Below are 15,146 nucleotides of genomic sequence, written 5' to 3'. Positions count from 1 at the left end.
CCCAGGGAGGATATATGTTCAACAAGATGACTCGCCTTGTAATGCTTGGCAGCCTGTCGCTGGGCCTGCTCTCCGGCTGCGCTACCTCTGACTCCGCCGCCGTCTACTCCAAGGGGCAGATGCGTCAGGCACAAACCGTACAACTGGGCACCGTGGTGTCGGTCAACAACGTCAAGATGGAAGGCCAGAACAATGAGCTGCTGACACTGGGTGGCGCAGCTCTTGGCGGCCTGGCCGGCAGCAATGTCGGCGGCGGCAAGGGTGCCATCGCTGGCGGCATCATCGGCGCCTTGGCCGGTGGTTTCGGCACGCAGGCTGCCCAGCGCAGCATGGGCAGCAAAAACGCATTGGAAGTCACAGTCAAACTCGACGGCAGCGGCCGCATGGTTTCCATCGTGCAGGATGCCGACATTCCGCTGAGCGCAGGCCAGCGCGTACGCCTGCTGAGCGGTGGCGGCGACGACCGGGTAGTTCCTTACTAATCCGGCCTGGCCCGCGGCCAGCATGCAAAACAGGCTGACACTGTCAGCCTGTTTTCGTCTCTGCTACCCTCATGCACCAGGCGGCAACACTGCCCAGTGGCCATCGTGTAAATGCTCCAATGGCTGGTACTGCGACTTGTAAGCCATCTTGCGACAATCAGCAATCCAGTAGCCCAGATACAGATAGGGCAGCTGCCATGCCCGCGCCAGCTCCACCTGCCACAGCACATTGAACACGCCATAGCCGGCCTGGGCATCCTGCGGATCATAAAAGGTATACACCGCAGACAGACCATCGGCCAGCCGGTCGATCAGGCTGACCATTTTCAGCTCGCCATCCAGCCGGAACTCGGCCAGCAGACTATCCACGCCACTTTTGAGAATGAACTCGGAATACTGCTGCACATTATCCTCGGCCATACCACCACCGGCATGACGTGACCGCTGGTAATCGTGGTACAGCTGGTAATGATCCTGACGGAACTCCAGCGGCAACAACTGCACTTCCATCCCCTGCAAGCGCTTCCAGCTACGTCGTTGGCTGCGATTGGGCTGAAACCGGGCTACCGGCAGGCGTACCGGTACGCAAGCCTGACAGCTGTCGCAATAAGGCCGGTAGGTATACAAGCCGCTGCGGCGGAAGCCCAGCCTGACCAACTGGCTGTAAACCGCAGCATCAATGGCTTCGGCAGGAATAGCCACTTGCGAGCGCGCCTGGCGACCGTCCAGATAACTGCAGGCATAGGGGGCGGTGGCATAAAAATGAATGGCAACCGCCGGTCCGGCATCACGATGGCTCATGGTCGAAACAATAATTCCACATGCTGTCCGCTTGGGGTTCAAGCGTCTTGTTCTTCAGAGTAGCAATAAAATCAGCCCTTGGAATCAGTGTTGCACCCAGGCTGGCCAGATGCGGGGTATGCATCTGGCAGTCAATCATGTCGACGCCCTGTGCCTGCAAGTGGCGGGCCATGTGAACAAAAGCAATTTTGGAGGCATCCGTGCGGCGGGAGAACATCGATTCACCATAAAACATCCGTCCCAATGCCACGCCATACAGTCCGCCCACCAGTTCGCCTTCCATCCAGACCTCGAAAGAATGCGCGGCTCCGATCTGATGCAGATGACAGTAAGCCTCCACCATGGGCTGGATGATCCAGGTACCGGCAGCCCCGGCACGCGGCGCGGCACACGCCTCCATCACCTGCCTGAAAGCGGTGTCCAGCGTTACCCGGTAATGGCGATTGCGCAGTGTCTTGTCCAGCGAACGGCTGACGCGCAGCTGCGGCGGGAAAAGCACCATTCGCTGGGAAGGCGACCACCACAAAATGGGTTCGCCCTCGGAAAACCACGGGAAGATGCCCTGGGAATACCCCAGCAGCAGGCGCGCTGGCGACAGATCGCCACCAGCAGCCAACAAACCGTCCGGTTCGGCCAGTGCGCTGCGAACCGGAGGAAAAACCAGCTCGTGTCCGAGCCAGGGAATCATTACTTGTTGCCGGTTTTGCCCTGGCAGCTCAGGCATTCGCCGTACAGATACAGCGCGTGTTCGGCAATACGAAAGCCGTGCTGCTCGGCGATGCGGTCCTGCAAGGCCTCGATTTCAGGATCGAAGAATTCCATCACGCTGCCGCACTTCACGCACACCATGTGGTCGTGGTGACCGCCTTGGTTGAGCTCGTACACGGCCTTGCCGGATTCGAAATGGTGGCGTACCAGAATGCCGGCCTGCTCGAACTGGGTGAGCACGCGGTAAATGGTGGCCAGGCCAATGTCGATATTCTCGGCCAGCAGTTTGCGATAGACATCTTCGGCCGACAGGTGGCGATCGTCGGTCATCTCGAACAGGTCGAGAATTTTCAGACGCGGGCCGGTGGCTTTGAGGCCGATATCTTTAAGGTGACTGGCTTTGCTCATCGTGATATAAATTAGGTCGATTTTTGAAGCATGATAAAGCCTTTTTCCGGCTTTGCCTAACACCGCCAGTTAAATATAATCCTCAGCCCATCGGAGTCTCATGCGCGCCCTGATCATCGCTGCCGTCATCGCCCTCTCCGGCTGCACCTCCATGAATCCCATCAACTGGATTACCCCCCACAAGATGGAAATCCAGCAAGGCAACTATGTCACCGAAGATGCCGTGGCCAAACTGAAGCCCGGCATGACCCGCTCCCAGGTACGTTTCCTGCTGGGCACTCCCTTGCTGACCGATTCTTTCCACAACAACCGCTGGGACTATCCGTATCAGGATAGCAAGCAGGGCAAGCTGGTCGACAAGAAGCTGCTGACCGTTTTCTTTGAAGGCGACACCATGGTGCGGGTAGAAGGCACGGCACAGCCAGCCGAGCGTGCCATTTTGCCACTGGATGCCTCTGCCCCCGCCAAGCAAGCCCCGGAAGCCCCCAAGCAATGAGTGAACTGAATATCGTCATCGTCGGCGCTGCCGGCCGCATGGGCCGCACGCTGATCGAATCCGTACTGGCCACGCCCGGTGCACGTCTGCATGCTGCCATTGATCGTGCGGGTTCCGACTTCATCGGCCAGGACGCCGGCCTGTTCATCGGCCAGCAGACCGGAGTCAGGATTTCCAGCGACTTTGCCGCCGCGCTGTCCGGTGCGGATGTGGTCATCGACTTTACCCGCCCGGAAGCCACGCTGGATTATCTGCAACAGTGCCAGCAGCGCGGCGTGCAGATGATCATCGGTACCACTGGTTTTGATGATGCCGGCAAGGCTGCCATCAAGGCGGCTAGCGAAAAAATCGGCATCGTATTTGCCTCTAACTTCAGCGTCGGGGTGAACCTTACCTTCAAGCTGCTGGACATGGCGGCGCGGGTGCTCAACGAAGGCTACGATATCGAGATCACCGAGGCACACCACCGCTTCAAGGTGGATGCTCCATCCGGCACCGCGCTGCGCATGGGCGAAGTGATTGCCGATGCCTTGGGCCGCGACCTCAAGGAATGCGCGGTGTATGGCCGTGAAGGGGTGACCGGCGAACGCGACCCGAACACCATCGGCTTTGCCACCGTGCGGGCCGGAGATGTGGTGGGTGACCATACCGTGCTGTTCGCCACCCTGGGCGAACGGGTGGAAATCACCCACAAGGCATCCAGTCGCGCCACTTTTGCCAACGGTGCCGTGCGTGCCGCCAAATGGCTGTCGGCCAAGCCCTCCGGCCTGTTCGACATGCAAGACGTACTGGGCCTGTACTAAGGCCTGCGGGAGTCTGGCCGCCCGGCCGACTCCCTCCCCCGCTGATGATCCGCCTCTCCCTGCTCTGCCAGTGCCTGCTGGTTGCCCTGTTACTGACTTGCCTCGGTTCGCTGCTGCACGGCAGCGGGATTGTCTGGGCCATGCTGCATGGCAATCAAACACTGCCGGCACTGCAACTACAGCTACTGCTGCAGCTACGCTTGCCACGACTGCTGGTCGCCATCTGCAGCGGCATGCTGCTGAGCAGTGCCGGGGCCGCCATTCAGGCTCGCTTTCGCAATCCGCTGGCCGAGCCGGGCCTGCTCGGCATCTATAGCGGGGCGGCTCTGGCCGCTGCGCTGGCGCTCAGCCTGGGTGCCGGCATCTTGCCGGTTTCGCTGGCCGGCTTTGCCGGCAGCCTGCTGACGCTGTGGCTGATTCGCCTGCTGGCCTCCCCCAATGGCAATGGCAGCCGGCTGATTCTGTCCGGCGTGGCCATCTCCGCCTTGCTGGGCAGTTTGCTGACCCTGTTGATCACCACCTTGCCGGATGGCGCCCTGCGCAGCATCACCTTCTGGCTGATGGGCAGTTTCGCCAATGCCGAATGGCCGCAGGCCTGGCTATTGCTGCTGGCCTCGCCGCTGGTCTGGCTGGGATTGTTCCGTCACTGGCGCTTGCTTAATGCCCTGCAACTGGGCGAAGCCGCCGCCTTTCATCTGGGTTTTGACATTCGCCGCGGTGCATGGCTGGTGGTATGCCTCGCGTCCATCGCCGCCGGCGTAGTGGTATCCAGCTGCGGCATGATCGGTTTTGTCGGCCTGCTGGCTCCTCATCTGACCCGACTGCTAACCGGTAGCGATGCCCGCCGCCTGTTGCTGGCAGCCCCACTGCTGGGTGCTTGGCTGACAGTCAGCGCCGACTGGCTGGCACGCAGTCTGCTGGCACCCGCAGAGCTGCCGGTTGGTGTCATCACCAGCCTGTTGGGTGCACCGTTTTTCCTGTGGCTGCTGCGACGAGAACAGGAGTCACCGCGTGCTTGAACTAGAGCAGGTATCCTTGCAGCGTGCGGGCAAGCGGCTGCTCTGGCAGGTCTCGCTACAAGCGGTTCCCGGTGAATTGTGCGTCATCCTCGGCCCCAATGGCGCGGGCAAGAGCACCCTGCTGCAAGTGATGTCGGGCTATCTGCGTCCGGACAGTGGCCGTGTCCGGCTAGGTGAGCAGGATACGGTGGGGCTAAGCGCGGCACGGCTGGCCAGCTTGCGGGCGGTGGTGGAGCAACAAGCCACCGTACCATCCGGCTGGCGGGTGAGCGAGCTGGTCGCGGCTGGCAGTTATTTTGCGGCCCCCGGGCAACAGACTGCGGCCATGGCGCAGGCGCTGGCCTTGACCGACACCAGCAAGCTGGCGCAACGCCGGCTCGATAGCCTGTCCGGTGGCGAGGCGCAGCGTGCCCATCTGGCACGCGCGCTCTGCCAGCTACTGGCATCGGCACAAAAGGAACGCTATTTATTGCTGGATGAGGCCACCGCCGCGCTGGATTTCGCCATTGCCGACAGCCAGATGGCGCAATGGCGGCAGCTGGCGCAGGACTTGCACATCGGCGTGGTGGCGGTGGTGCACGACCTGAACCTGGCGCTGCGCCATGCCGACCGCGTCTTGCTGCTGCAGGATGGCTGCAGCATCGCCTTTGGCCGCACCGCCGACATCATGCAACAAGCGCGGCTGGAAGCCATTTACGGTATCCGCCTGGCAGAATTGATCAGCCCGGATGCTGGCATCCGGGCCTTTGTCCCGCACACTAGGCGCTGATCCGCTACAGCCGCTGTAATTCCAGATTGGACTTCACTTCGAAACGCTGGGTGATGCTGCCATCGCTATCGGCACTTTCCAGCCGCACATCAAAACCCCACAAGCGGCCCACATGCTTGAGCACTTCCTGCGCACTGCCCTCGTCCAGCGGGCGGCGATTGTGCATGGTATGGCGCAGCGTCAGGCTGCGGTCGCCACGCACATTCACCGACCACACCTGGATGTTCGGTTCGCGTGAGCCCAGATTGTATTGCTCGGCCAGTTTGCTGCGGATATCGCGATAACCCATTTCATCGTGGATGGCCGACACTTCCAGCTTGTCTTCATGGTCGTCGTCGCGAATGGAGAACATGCGAAAATCGCGAATCAGCTTGGGCGACAGGTATTGTGAAATAAAGCTTTCGTCCTTGAAATTCTTCATGGCGAATTCCAGCGAGCTGCGCCAGTCGGTACCGGCCAGATCGGGAAACCAGGCCTTGTCCTCGTCCGTGGGGGCTTCGCAGATGCGCTTGATGTCCTGGTACATGGAAAAGCCCAGGGCATAGGGGTTGATGCCGTTATACCAGCGCGCCGTCACCGGTGGCTGGTACACCACATTGGTGTGGCTCTGCAAAAACTCCATCATGAAGCCATCGGTCACCAGTCCCTTGTCGTACAGCCGGTTGAGAATAGTGTAGTGCCAGAAAGTGGCCCAACCTTCGTTCATCACCTGGGTTTGGCGTTGCGGGTAGAAATACTGCGCCACCTTGCGCACGATGCGCACCAGCTCGCGCTGCCACGGCTCCAGCAGTGGCGCGGATTTTTCGATGAAGTACAGCAGGTTTTCCTGCGGTTCGGCCGGAAAGCGCGCTGGTTCGCGGTTGGCATCGTCCTTGTCGCGCTTGGGAATGGTGCGCCACAGGTCGTTGACCTGCATTTGCAGATATTGCTCGCGCTCCTCCTGCCGTGCCTGCTCCTTGGCCAACGACAGCTTCTGCGGCCGCTTGTAGCGGTCCACGCCGTAGTTCATCAGCGCATGGCAGGAGTCCAGCAGCATTTCCACTTCGTCGATGCCATAGCGCTCCTCGCATTTGCTGATGTAGGACTTGGCAAATACCAGATAGTCGACAATGGCCGAGGCGTCGGTCCAGGCGCGGAACAGGTAATTGCCCTTGAAGAAACTGTTGTGACCATAGGCGGCATGGGCAATCACCAGCGCCTGCATGGTCATGGAGTTTTCTTCCATCAGGTAGGCAATGCAGGGGCTGGAGTTGATGACGATTTCGTAGGCCAGCCCCATCTGGCCACGCTTGTAGCTTTTTTCGGTGGCAACGAAGTGCTTGCCGAAGCTCCAGTGATGGTAGTTAACCGGCATGCCGACCGAAGAATAGGCATCCATCATTTGTTCGGCGGTAATCACTTCCAGCTGGTTGGGATAGACATCCAGCTGGAATTCATCCACGGCGATCTTGCGGATTGCGCGGTCGTATTCTTCGATCAGGTCGAAGGTCCATTCGGACCCGGTGGAAATGGGTGTCATGCTGCATTCCCCTTGGCGGCCGGCCCTGGCACTCAGGCGCGCGTGGCTGGCTGGCGTTTGAACAGCTCCCGGAAGACCGGATAAATATCGGAGGCCGAGCGGATTTTCTGCATGGCGAAATGCCGCTGACGTTCCTTGACCTTGAGGTACTCGTACCAGAGGTTTTGCGGTTCGCCTTCGGTGATTTCGATGTAGGCGAAATACTGGCAATAGGGCAGCAGTTGTTCGTCCATGATGCGGCCGCAATTGGCCGAATCGCTGTCCCAGTTGTCGCCATCCGAAGCCTGGGCGGCATAGATATTCCACTCGCTGCCGCTGTAGCGCTTCTTGACGATGTCCGCCATCAGGTTGAGCGCCGAGGACACCACCGTCCCGCCGCTTTCACGCGAATGGAAGAAGTCTTCTTCATTCACTTCCACCGCACTGGTGTGATGGCGGATGAACACCACTTCGATCTTGTCGTAGTTCCGCTGCAAGAACAGGTAAAGCAGGATGAAGAAGCGCTTGGCCATGTCCTTTTTCTGCTCATCCATCGAACCGGACACATCCATGATGCAGAACATCACCGCCTGGCTGGTGGGCTTGGGCTGCTTGATGCGGTTGTTGTAGCGCAGATCGAAGGGGTCGATGAAGGGGATGCTGGCCAGCTTTTCGCGCAGCAGGTGGATGCGCTTGCGCTGGTCGCGCACTTCCAGCGCGCTTTCCTCATCCGACTCCAGCAACTGGTCCAGATCTTCCTCGGCCTCGCCCAGGCTGGCCAGGGTCGGCGCAGCCATGGCCACCCGCCGCGCCAGTGCACCGCGCAAGGAGCGGACGATGCTGATATTGGCCGGCGTGCCATCATTGGTATAGCCGGCACGTACCTGCTTGAGCTCTTCCACGCCCATGAGCTGGGTCTTGATCAGATTGGGCAGGGCCAAGTCGTCGAAGAACACATTGAGGAATTCTTCGCGCGACAACTCGAACACGAAGTCGTCCTCACCCTCGCCATCCTGGCTGGCCTTGCCGCCACCACCACCGCCCCCGCCACCTTGCGGGCGTTGAATGCGATCCCCCCGAATGAATTCCTCATTGCCCGGATGCACCTGCTCACGCACCCCGCCTTGGCCATGATGAAATACCGGCTCGGAAATATCCTTGACCGGAATGGAGACCTTCTCGCCGCTCTCGATATCGGTGATACTGCGCCCCTTCACCGCACGCGAAACGGCTTCCTTGATCTGCGCCTTGAAACGGCGCAAGAAACGCTCGCGGTTAACCGCGGACTTGTTCTTGCCGTTCAGGCGTCTGTCTATGATGTGGGACATGGCAACCTCGCTGTTGTCTCCTGCGGCCCGGCTGGTCTGCGGGCGCCAGCCTTTGCTACGGTCGCGGCATGCGACCCGGCCAAGCCGGACCACCCTGTTTGGACAGTCCGGGCCAGAATCGGTGCCGGTCCGGCGGGCAGAAACCCGCCTGCCGGCGCTTGCTCAGGAGGACTTGCGTACCCGCAGATACCATTCGCACAACAGACGAACCTGCTTGGCGGTGTAGCCCTTTTCCACCATGCGGTTAACGAAGTCTTCGTGCTTCTTGGCATCTTCCACGCTGGCCTTGGCATTGAAGGAAATCACCGGCAGCAGCTCTTCGGTATTGGAGAACATCTTCTTCTCGATTACCGTGCGCAACTTTTCATAGCTGGTCCAGGTCGGGTTCTTGCCACCATTATTGGCCCGGGCGCGCAGCACGAAGTTGACGATTTCGTTGCGGAAGTCCTTGGGATTGGAAATCCCCGCCGGTTTTTCGATCTTTTCCAGCTCGCCATTGAGCGAGGTACGGTCGAAGATTTCGCCGGTGTCCTGATCGCGGTATTCCTGGTCCTGAATCCAGTAGTCGGCGAAGGTGACATAGCGGTCGAAAATGTTCTGGCCATACTCAGAGTAGCTTTCCAGATAAGCCGTCTGAATCTCCTTGCCGATGAACTCGACATACTTGGGAGCCAGATACTCTTTCAGGAAGGTCAGATATTTCTGCTCCTGCTCGGCCGGGAACTGCTCACGCTCAACTTGCTGTTCCAGCACATAGAGCAGATGCACCGGATTGGCTGCCACTTCCTGATTATCAAAGTTGAACACCTTGGACAGGATCTTGTAGGCAAAGCGGGTCGACAGACCGTTCATGCCTTCGTCCACCCCGGCATAGTCGCGGTATTCCTGCAGCGACTTGGCCTTGGGATCGGTGTCTTTCAAGTTATCACCGTCGTACACCTGCATCTTGCTGAAGAGGCTGGAGTTTTCGGTTTCTTTCAGCCGCGACAGAATGGCAAACTGCGCCATCATCTTCAGCGTTCCCGGTGCGCAGGGTGCATTGCCCAGGGACGAGTTGCGGATCAGCTTGTCGTAGATCTTGATCTCTTCGGTCACCCGCAGGCAGTACGGCACCTTGACGATGTAGATACGGTCGAGGAAGGCCTCGTTGTTCTTGTTGTTGCGGAACTGCTTCCACTCCGATTCATTGGAGTGGGCCAGCACGATGCCATCGAAGGGAATCGCACCAAAACCTTCGGTACCCTTGAAATTGCTTTCCTGGGTGGCCGTCAGCAAGGGGTGCAGTACCTTGATGGGTGCCTTGAACATTTCCACAAATTCCAGCAGGCCCTGGTTGGCCAGGCAGAGGCCGCCGGAGTAGCTGTAGGCATCCGGGTCGTCCTGGGCATACTTTTCCAGTTTGCGGATGTCCACCTTGCCCACCAGCGAGGAAATGTCCTGGTTGTTCTCGTCACCCGGCTCGGTCTTGGCCACGGCAATCTGCCGCAGCACGGACGGGTAGCGTTTTACCACCTTGAACTGGCCGATGTCGCCGTTGAACTCATGCAGCCGCTTCACCGCCCACGGGCTGGGGATGGTTTTGAGATAGCGGCGCGGAATACCGAATTCTTCTTCCAGAATGGCGCCGTCCTCTTCCACATTGAACAAGCCAAGCGGCGACTCGTTCAGCGGGCTGCCTTTCAGGCAATAGAAGGGCACCTGCTCCATCAGCTCTTTCAGCTTTTCGGCAATCGACGATTTGCCACCGCCCACCGGCCCCAGCAGGTAGAGAATCTGTTTCTTCTCTTCCAGCCCCTGGGCAGCATGGCGGAAATAGGCCACCACCTGCTCGATCACCTCCTCGGTGCCGTAGAACTCGCGGAAGGCGGGATAGACCTTGATGACCTTGTTGGAAAAGATGCGCGACAGACGCTGGTCGTGGCGGGTATCCACCAACTCGGGTTCGCCAATGGCTGCCAGCATGCGCTCGGAAGCCGTGGCATAAGCAGCTGGATCTCGTTTGCAGATCTCCAGATACTCCTGAATGGTGTATTCCTCTTCACGCGTCTTGTCGTAGCGGGAGGCGTAGTGGCTCAAGATGTCCGGGTGCATGGCTCTCTCCTGGCTGATTGCAGGGGCGCGCACGGCGTGCATGGTGCACCCGCATTCCCCTAGCAAAATTTAGAGTACTGACTGGTTTTCAGGTTCTCTTTTTCTGGGTATAGCACATGCGCTGGAGAGCAAGAATAAAAGCGAGGCAATCAGGACTTTCGGCACATTAGCCGGATAAGTAGCTGAATTTTATTGAGAAATATCTTGATATGACCAAAGAAAAAACTAAGGAGTCAAATTCGCCACTGGCATTTTAATAAAATAAAGCTTTTAAATCATACACATAGAAAGACATCAGCTCACCAGAGCAAGCTGGAAGAAAAATGTATCAATTTGCAAGCAGATGTTTCAGCTTTTACGTTCGATAATGCGCGTGCCGATTTCATACACCTGCCCGCGCTTGACTTCATTGCAGCGGCGCACTTCCACCTCCGCTTCCAGTGGCTTGCCCGGCAAACCGCCCAGCGAAGGTGCCAGCACAATGACCGACAAGCGTTCGCCATGCTGCGGGACGTAAGATGAACGAAAGGCCATGCCGTCTACCGACAGGTCGACACATTCGCCATAGTGGGTTTCGCCTGTGTGCAGCGAGCGGATGCGGGCCTTGCACCCCATCTGCAAGCGGCGCGCACCACGGCGTTCATGATAGGGGTCAAACGGCGGCACCAGGCAGTCTCCCATCCAGATAGGCAGCCAGCCAGTGCAGGCCGACGATGGACTTGCTGTCGCAGATTTCACCGGACAGCGCCATTTGCATCACCTGCTCCAGCGGCAGGGTCAGCACTTCGAGAAATTCGCCTTCATCCAGTTGCCGTTCACCAGCTTGCAGCGCTTCGGCCAGGTAGTAGCTGATCTGCTCGTTGGAATAACCGATGCAGGGATAGGCCGTGCCCAGATAGCGCCAGCTGGCAGCCTGGTAGCCGGTTTCTTCCAGCAGCTCGCGGCGGGCCGTCTGCTCCGGGGCTTCGTTGGGGTCGATCTTGCCAGCAGGAATTTCCAGAAACACCCGTCCGGCGGGATAGCGGTATTGCCGCTCCAGCACCAGTTGCCGATCCGGCGTCAACGCCAGTATCGCTACGGCACCGGGATGCAGAATGTACTCACGGCTGGCATGAGACTCATCCGGCAGCAATACCTTGTCCTTGTGTACCTTGAGAAAGCCACCCTCATACACCAGCTCCGACTGCAGTTTCTTTTCAACAAGATCCACGTGCTGCCTTTCTGTTCTTCCAGTTTCGAGCCACGGCACAGCGCCAGCTCAGCATGACCGCCACATAGCCCAAGATCGACAGGAGCAGTCCCAGCACCAGCAAGCCCAGCAACAAGGGCCATCCCAGTGCCAGCAGCCAGTCCAGCATTTGCCCTGCCCATTGCCACCCGCTCTGCTCTTCCCATGCCGGAGGCTGGCTCATTGTACCTGCAGCCGGGTCGCCCAGTAACAGCAGTCCACAGGAATACGCCAGAAAATAAATCGGCAGGATGGTTAAGGGATTGCTGTACAGCGTGGCCAGCAAGGCGGCCGGCACATTAACCCTAAGCAACAGGCCCAGAACCAGAGCAGACAGACGCTTGGGCGGGCCGGGCAGCAAGCCGGTACACAAACCCAGTGCGACCCCCCGTGCCACCTTGCGCCGGTTCAGGCTCCAGCAGGCAGGCTGATCCAGCCAGTTTCCCAGCCAGCCAAGCCCAGGACGATGTAACAACTGGTGTCGATAGTCACTGGCACGGCGCAGGAATTTTCGCATCGCAGGTGTTGCTCCCCGTTGTCGTAAAGCCACACAGACATGAACCGGCCGACAAAAGAAGTTGTCAAACGCCACGGAATAATTTAAACAAGCGTTTGAATTAAGCGGATTAATAAAAACGCACCGCTACCACAGGCTATTCGACCCGGAAAACCCGGGCAGCGCAACCAACAGGAGAGACCCCATGCCCGCATACAAAGCCCCGCTGCGTGACTTTGACTTTGTGCTCAACGAACTGATCAAGGTACAGGACATCATCCCCGCCCTGCCCGGCTACGAGGAAGCCACCCAGGACATCTTCACTTCCTACCTGGAAGCCGCCGCCCAGTTTTGCGAGAGCGAACTGGCCCCGCTGAACCGCCAGGCCGACGAAGAAGGCTGCCAGTTCGACCCCAGCACCAAGGCAGTCACCACCCCGCCGGGCTTCAAGGAAGCCTACAAACAATATTGCGAGCTGGGTTTTCCGGCACTGGACTGTGACCCCACTTACGGTGGCCAGGGCATGCCCAAATCACTGGCTTTCCCGGTCATGGAAATGCAGTGCTCGTCCAATGTGGCCTGGTCGATGTATCCCGGCCTGTCGCATGGCGCTTATGCGGCCATCCACGCCCACGGTACCCCCGAGCAGAAGGCCACTTACCTGCCACGCCTGGTGGATGGTAGCTGGACCGGCACCATGTGTCTGACCGAACCGCACTGCGGCACCGATCTGGGTCTGCTGAAAACCCGTGCCGAACCCAATGGCGATGGCAGCTACAGCATTACCGGCACCAAGATTTTCATCTCGGCCGGCGAACACGACATGTCCGACAACATCATCCACCTGGTGCTGGCCCGCCTGCCGGATGCACCCAAGGATGTGAAGGGGATTTCGCTGTTCATCGTGCCGAAATACCATGCCGACGGCAGCCGCAACCCGGTAGCCTGCGGCAGCCTGGAACACAAGATGGGTATCAAGGCCAATGCCACGGCAGTGATCAATCTGGATGGTGCCAAAGGCTATCTGATTGGCGAAGCCAACAAGGGCCTGTCCTGCATGTTCACCATGATGAATGCTGCCCGCCTGGGCTGTGGCATGCAGGGCCTGGGCATTGGCGAAGCATCGTTCCAGGGTGCGCTGGCCTATGCACGCGAGCGTTTACAAATGCGCGCCCTCACCGGAGCCAAATGTCCGGACAAGGCAGCCGACCCCATCATCGTGCATCCGGACGTGCGCCGCATGCTGCTGACCCAGAAAGCCTATACCGAAGCCGGCCGCGCACTGACAGCCCTGCTTGCACTGCAGCTGGACATTGAGGACAAGCATCCGGATGCAGCTGCCCGCCAGGATGCGGCTGATCTGGTCGCCCTGCTCACTCCGGTGGCCAAGGCCTTCATGACCGACAATGGCTATGAGGCCGCCAATATGGGTATGCAAGTGTTCGGTGGCCACGGTTTCATTCGTGAATGGGGCATGGAGCAACTGGTACGCGACTGCCGTATTTCGCAAATTTACGAAGGCACCAACGGCATCCAGGCCATCGACTTGCTGGGCCGCAAGGTATTGCTGGATCAGGGCCAGAAGCTGCGCAAGTTCACCAAGCAGATTCACCAGTTCTGCCAGGCCAACGAAGGCAATGACAAGCTGGCCGAATACATCGCGCCATTGGCCAAACTGATGAAGGACGTAGGGGAGGTGACCATGGGCATTGGCATGGCCAGCCTGCAGAACAAGGACGAAGCCGGTGCAGCCGCCACCGACTATCTGCGCCTGATCGGCCACCTGAGCTATGCCTGGTTGTGGGCACGTATGGCAGAAGTGGCGCACGCCAGCCTGGGCCAGGGTGATGATGCCTTCTACCAGGCCAAGATTGCCACCGGCCGCTTCTACATGGCCAAGCTCTTCCCGGAAGTGCACACCCTGCTCGCCCGCATCAAGGGCGGTGCCGCGCCGCTGATGGCGCTGGATGAGGAACACTTCGCCTTCTGATTGCTTGTTCGACTCCACTGATACGGCCCTGCGGGGCCGTTTTTTTATTGGCTGCCGATACCATGACCAGGAAAAATCCAGACAAAAAAAAGCCCGGCATGCCGGGCTTATGAATAAAGGAATGAAAAAAAGAGAGCTCGTACTCTCGTTTTTCATTCTAATCAAAACCATTCCGACCTGCCATGCTTTTTGCATGCGGTGTTATCAAGACAAAAAACCCGCATCAGTCACTGATGCGGGTTTTGTACTTGAAACAAACAGGCTTAATTGCTACCGCAGCAAGCTTTGTATTTCTTGCCGCTGCCGCATGGGCAGGGGTCGTTGCGGCCAACCTTGTCGCCTTCACGGCGCACGGTTTCCGGTGCCTGAGCCTTGGCACGCCAGTAGTTGAAGACTGCGATCAGTGCTTGCGGCAGCTGTTCCTTGCAGTCGTCCTTTTCCTCGTCGGTAAAGGTGACCAGATCTTCGCCTTCTTCTTCCTCGAACATGCCGCCCAGTACCAGAATCGGCATCAGCAGGTCTTCGAAACCTTCATCGTCGGCCACTTCGAACCAGTCGGTGTCGACCACATCCAGCGCATACAGATAGGCATTGCACCACGGCCAGTAGTCGGCTTCGTCATCGTCGCTATCACTGTCATCGTCGGCGTAGAGGATGAGGTCCAGCTCACGGCCATCGGCCAGGACATGCGCGGTAACGTCGAACAGCTTTTGCAGCAGGTTTTCCAGTTCGACCTTTGCTTCTGGCTTGTCAAAGGCAGGAGCATCACCCAGCACCTCGGCCAGCCACATCGCGCGCTCCGGGGCATCCGGGCCGCTGGCCAATGCGGCGAAGAAACCCTGGGCTTCGTCGGGCCGCATGGTACTGCCACTGATCGACAGGGGCGTCAGCAACTGTTCCAGCCGGGCCAGATCGGCGTCATTGAATACGATATCAGTCATGGTGCGCTCCTAGCGGTCAGAATGAATTGGCCGCATTGTATCGAAAAAAGCCCCGGCACGTCGGGGCCATTTCGCACAAGGCTTGATC

At 58.9% G+C, this 15,146-nt stretch carries 16 protein-coding genes; 6 read left to right on the top strand and 10 right to left on the bottom strand.

What is annotated here, in order from left to right; all coding sequences use genetic code 11:
* The first annotated feature begins 26 nt into the window (after positions 1 to 26).
* Entirely contained in the window at positions 27 to 482 is a 456-nt protein-coding gene (locus H2Z84_RS20205) for an outer membrane lipoprotein (protein WP_258869505.1), read from the top strand.
* A 69-nt stretch (positions 483 to 551) separates the two neighbouring features.
* Here the strand turns inward: H2Z84_RS20205 and H2Z84_RS20200 are convergent, their stop codons facing one another.
* The 3 genes from H2Z84_RS20200 to fur are packed head-to-tail and all read right to left on the bottom strand — an operon-like array spanning position 552 to position 2,399.
* Positions 552 to 1,283, bottom strand: coding sequence for an arginyltransferase (locus H2Z84_RS20200; RefSeq protein WP_181837578.1), 732 nt, complete (start codon positions 1,281 to 1,283; stop codon positions 552 to 554).
* Positions 1,270 to 1,971 carry a leucyl/phenylalanyl-tRNA--protein transferase gene (aat, locus tag H2Z84_RS20195; protein ID WP_181837577.1) on the bottom strand — a complete coding sequence of 234 codons (702 nt, stop codon included), beginning with the start codon at positions 1,969 to 1,971 and terminating at the stop codon, positions 1,270 to 1,272. The genes H2Z84_RS20200 and aat overlap by 14 nt, the downstream gene beginning before the upstream one ends.
* A complete protein-coding gene (gene fur / locus H2Z84_RS20190) occupies positions 1,971 to 2,399 on the bottom strand; it encodes a ferric iron uptake transcriptional regulator (protein WP_181837576.1) in 429 nt (142 codons plus the stop codon). Before fur ends, aat begins: the two co-directional genes overlap by 1 nt.
* A 100-nt stretch (positions 2,400 to 2,499) precedes the next feature.
* On the opposite strand from fur, the gene H2Z84_RS20185 reads away from it, so the two are divergent.
* The 4 genes from H2Z84_RS20185 to H2Z84_RS20170 are packed head-to-tail and all read left to right on the top strand — an operon-like array spanning position 2,500 to position 5,486.
* On the top strand, positions 2,500 to 2,895 hold the full coding sequence (locus H2Z84_RS20185) for an outer membrane protein assembly factor BamE (protein ID WP_181837575.1): 396 nt from the start codon (positions 2,500 to 2,502) through the stop codon (positions 2,893 to 2,895).
* On the top strand, positions 2,892 to 3,698 hold the full coding sequence (gene dapB, locus H2Z84_RS20180; RefSeq protein WP_181837574.1) for a 4-hydroxy-tetrahydrodipicolinate reductase: 807 nt from the start codon (positions 2,892 to 2,894) through the stop codon (positions 3,696 to 3,698). The genes H2Z84_RS20185 and dapB overlap by 4 nt, the downstream gene beginning before the upstream one ends.
* Positions 3,699 to 3,742: 44 nt before the next feature.
* Positions 3,743 to 4,717 (top strand): FecCD family ABC transporter permease, encoded by a 975-nt coding sequence (locus H2Z84_RS20175; RefSeq protein ID WP_181837573.1) that lies wholly within the window; start codon positions 3,743 to 3,745, stop codon positions 4,715 to 4,717.
* Entirely contained in the window at positions 4,710 to 5,486 is a 777-nt protein-coding gene (locus H2Z84_RS20170; RefSeq protein ID WP_181837572.1) for an ATP-binding cassette domain-containing protein, read from the top strand. Before H2Z84_RS20175 ends, H2Z84_RS20170 begins: the two co-directional genes overlap by 8 nt.
* 4 nt (positions 5,487 to 5,490) lie before the next feature.
* On the opposite strand, the gene H2Z84_RS20165 is transcribed toward H2Z84_RS20170, so the two are convergent.
* The 6 genes from H2Z84_RS20165 to H2Z84_RS20140 form a co-directional block, all read right to left on the bottom strand.
* Positions 5,491 to 7,005 (bottom strand): SpoVR family protein, encoded by a 1,515-nt coding sequence (locus H2Z84_RS20165; RefSeq protein WP_103522916.1) that lies wholly within the window; start codon positions 7,003 to 7,005, stop codon positions 5,491 to 5,493.
* 32 nt (positions 7,006 to 7,037) lie between these two features.
* Positions 7,038 to 8,312: a YeaH/YhbH family protein gene (locus tag H2Z84_RS20160; RefSeq protein WP_059287232.1), complete on the bottom strand. Its 1,275-nt coding sequence runs from the start codon at positions 8,310 to 8,312 to the stop codon at positions 7,038 to 7,040.
* A 162-nt stretch (positions 8,313 to 8,474) separates the two neighbouring features.
* The gene (locus H2Z84_RS20155) at positions 8,475 to 10,403 is read right to left on the bottom strand and encodes a PrkA family serine protein kinase (RefSeq protein ID WP_103522915.1); all 1,929 of its coding nucleotides are present in this window, start codon (positions 10,401 to 10,403) and stop codon (positions 8,475 to 8,477) included.
* Between the two features lie 348 nt (positions 10,404 to 10,751).
* Positions 10,752 to 11,069 carry a PilZ domain-containing protein gene (locus H2Z84_RS20150; protein ID WP_233578255.1) on the bottom strand — a complete coding sequence of 106 codons (318 nt, stop codon included), beginning with the start codon at positions 11,067 to 11,069 and terminating at the stop codon, positions 10,752 to 10,754.
* Positions 11,056 to 11,613, bottom strand: a complete 558-nt coding sequence (locus H2Z84_RS20145; RefSeq protein WP_181837571.1) for an NUDIX domain-containing protein — start codon at positions 11,611 to 11,613, stop codon at positions 11,056 to 11,058. The genes H2Z84_RS20150 and H2Z84_RS20145 overlap by 14 nt, the downstream gene beginning before the upstream one ends.
* Positions 11,600 to 12,148: a DUF2062 domain-containing protein gene (locus H2Z84_RS20140; RefSeq protein WP_181837570.1), complete on the bottom strand. Its 549-nt coding sequence runs from the start codon at positions 12,146 to 12,148 to the stop codon at positions 11,600 to 11,602. The genes H2Z84_RS20145 and H2Z84_RS20140 overlap by 14 nt, the downstream gene beginning before the upstream one ends.
* Before the next feature lie 184 nt (positions 12,149 to 12,332).
* Between H2Z84_RS20140 and H2Z84_RS20135 the strand changes: the two genes are divergently transcribed.
* Entirely contained in the window at positions 12,333 to 14,117 is a 1,785-nt protein-coding gene (locus tag H2Z84_RS20135; protein WP_181837569.1) for an acyl-CoA dehydrogenase C-terminal domain-containing protein, read from the top strand.
* Between the two features lie 263 nt (positions 14,118 to 14,380).
* Here the strand turns inward: H2Z84_RS20135 and H2Z84_RS20130 are convergent, their stop codons facing one another.
* A complete protein-coding gene (locus tag H2Z84_RS20130; protein WP_181837568.1) occupies positions 14,381 to 15,058 on the bottom strand; it encodes a YecA/YgfB family protein in 678 nt (225 codons plus the stop codon).
* Positions 15,059 to 15,146 lie beyond the last annotated feature (88 nt).

The organism is Aquitalea aquatica, assembly GCF_013911085.1.
GTDB lineage: Bacteria > Pseudomonadota > Gammaproteobacteria > Burkholderiales > Chromobacteriaceae > Aquitalea > Aquitalea aquatica.
Note: the sequence above shows the minus strand (reverse complement) of the source record. Positions and strands in the feature narration are given on the sequence as shown.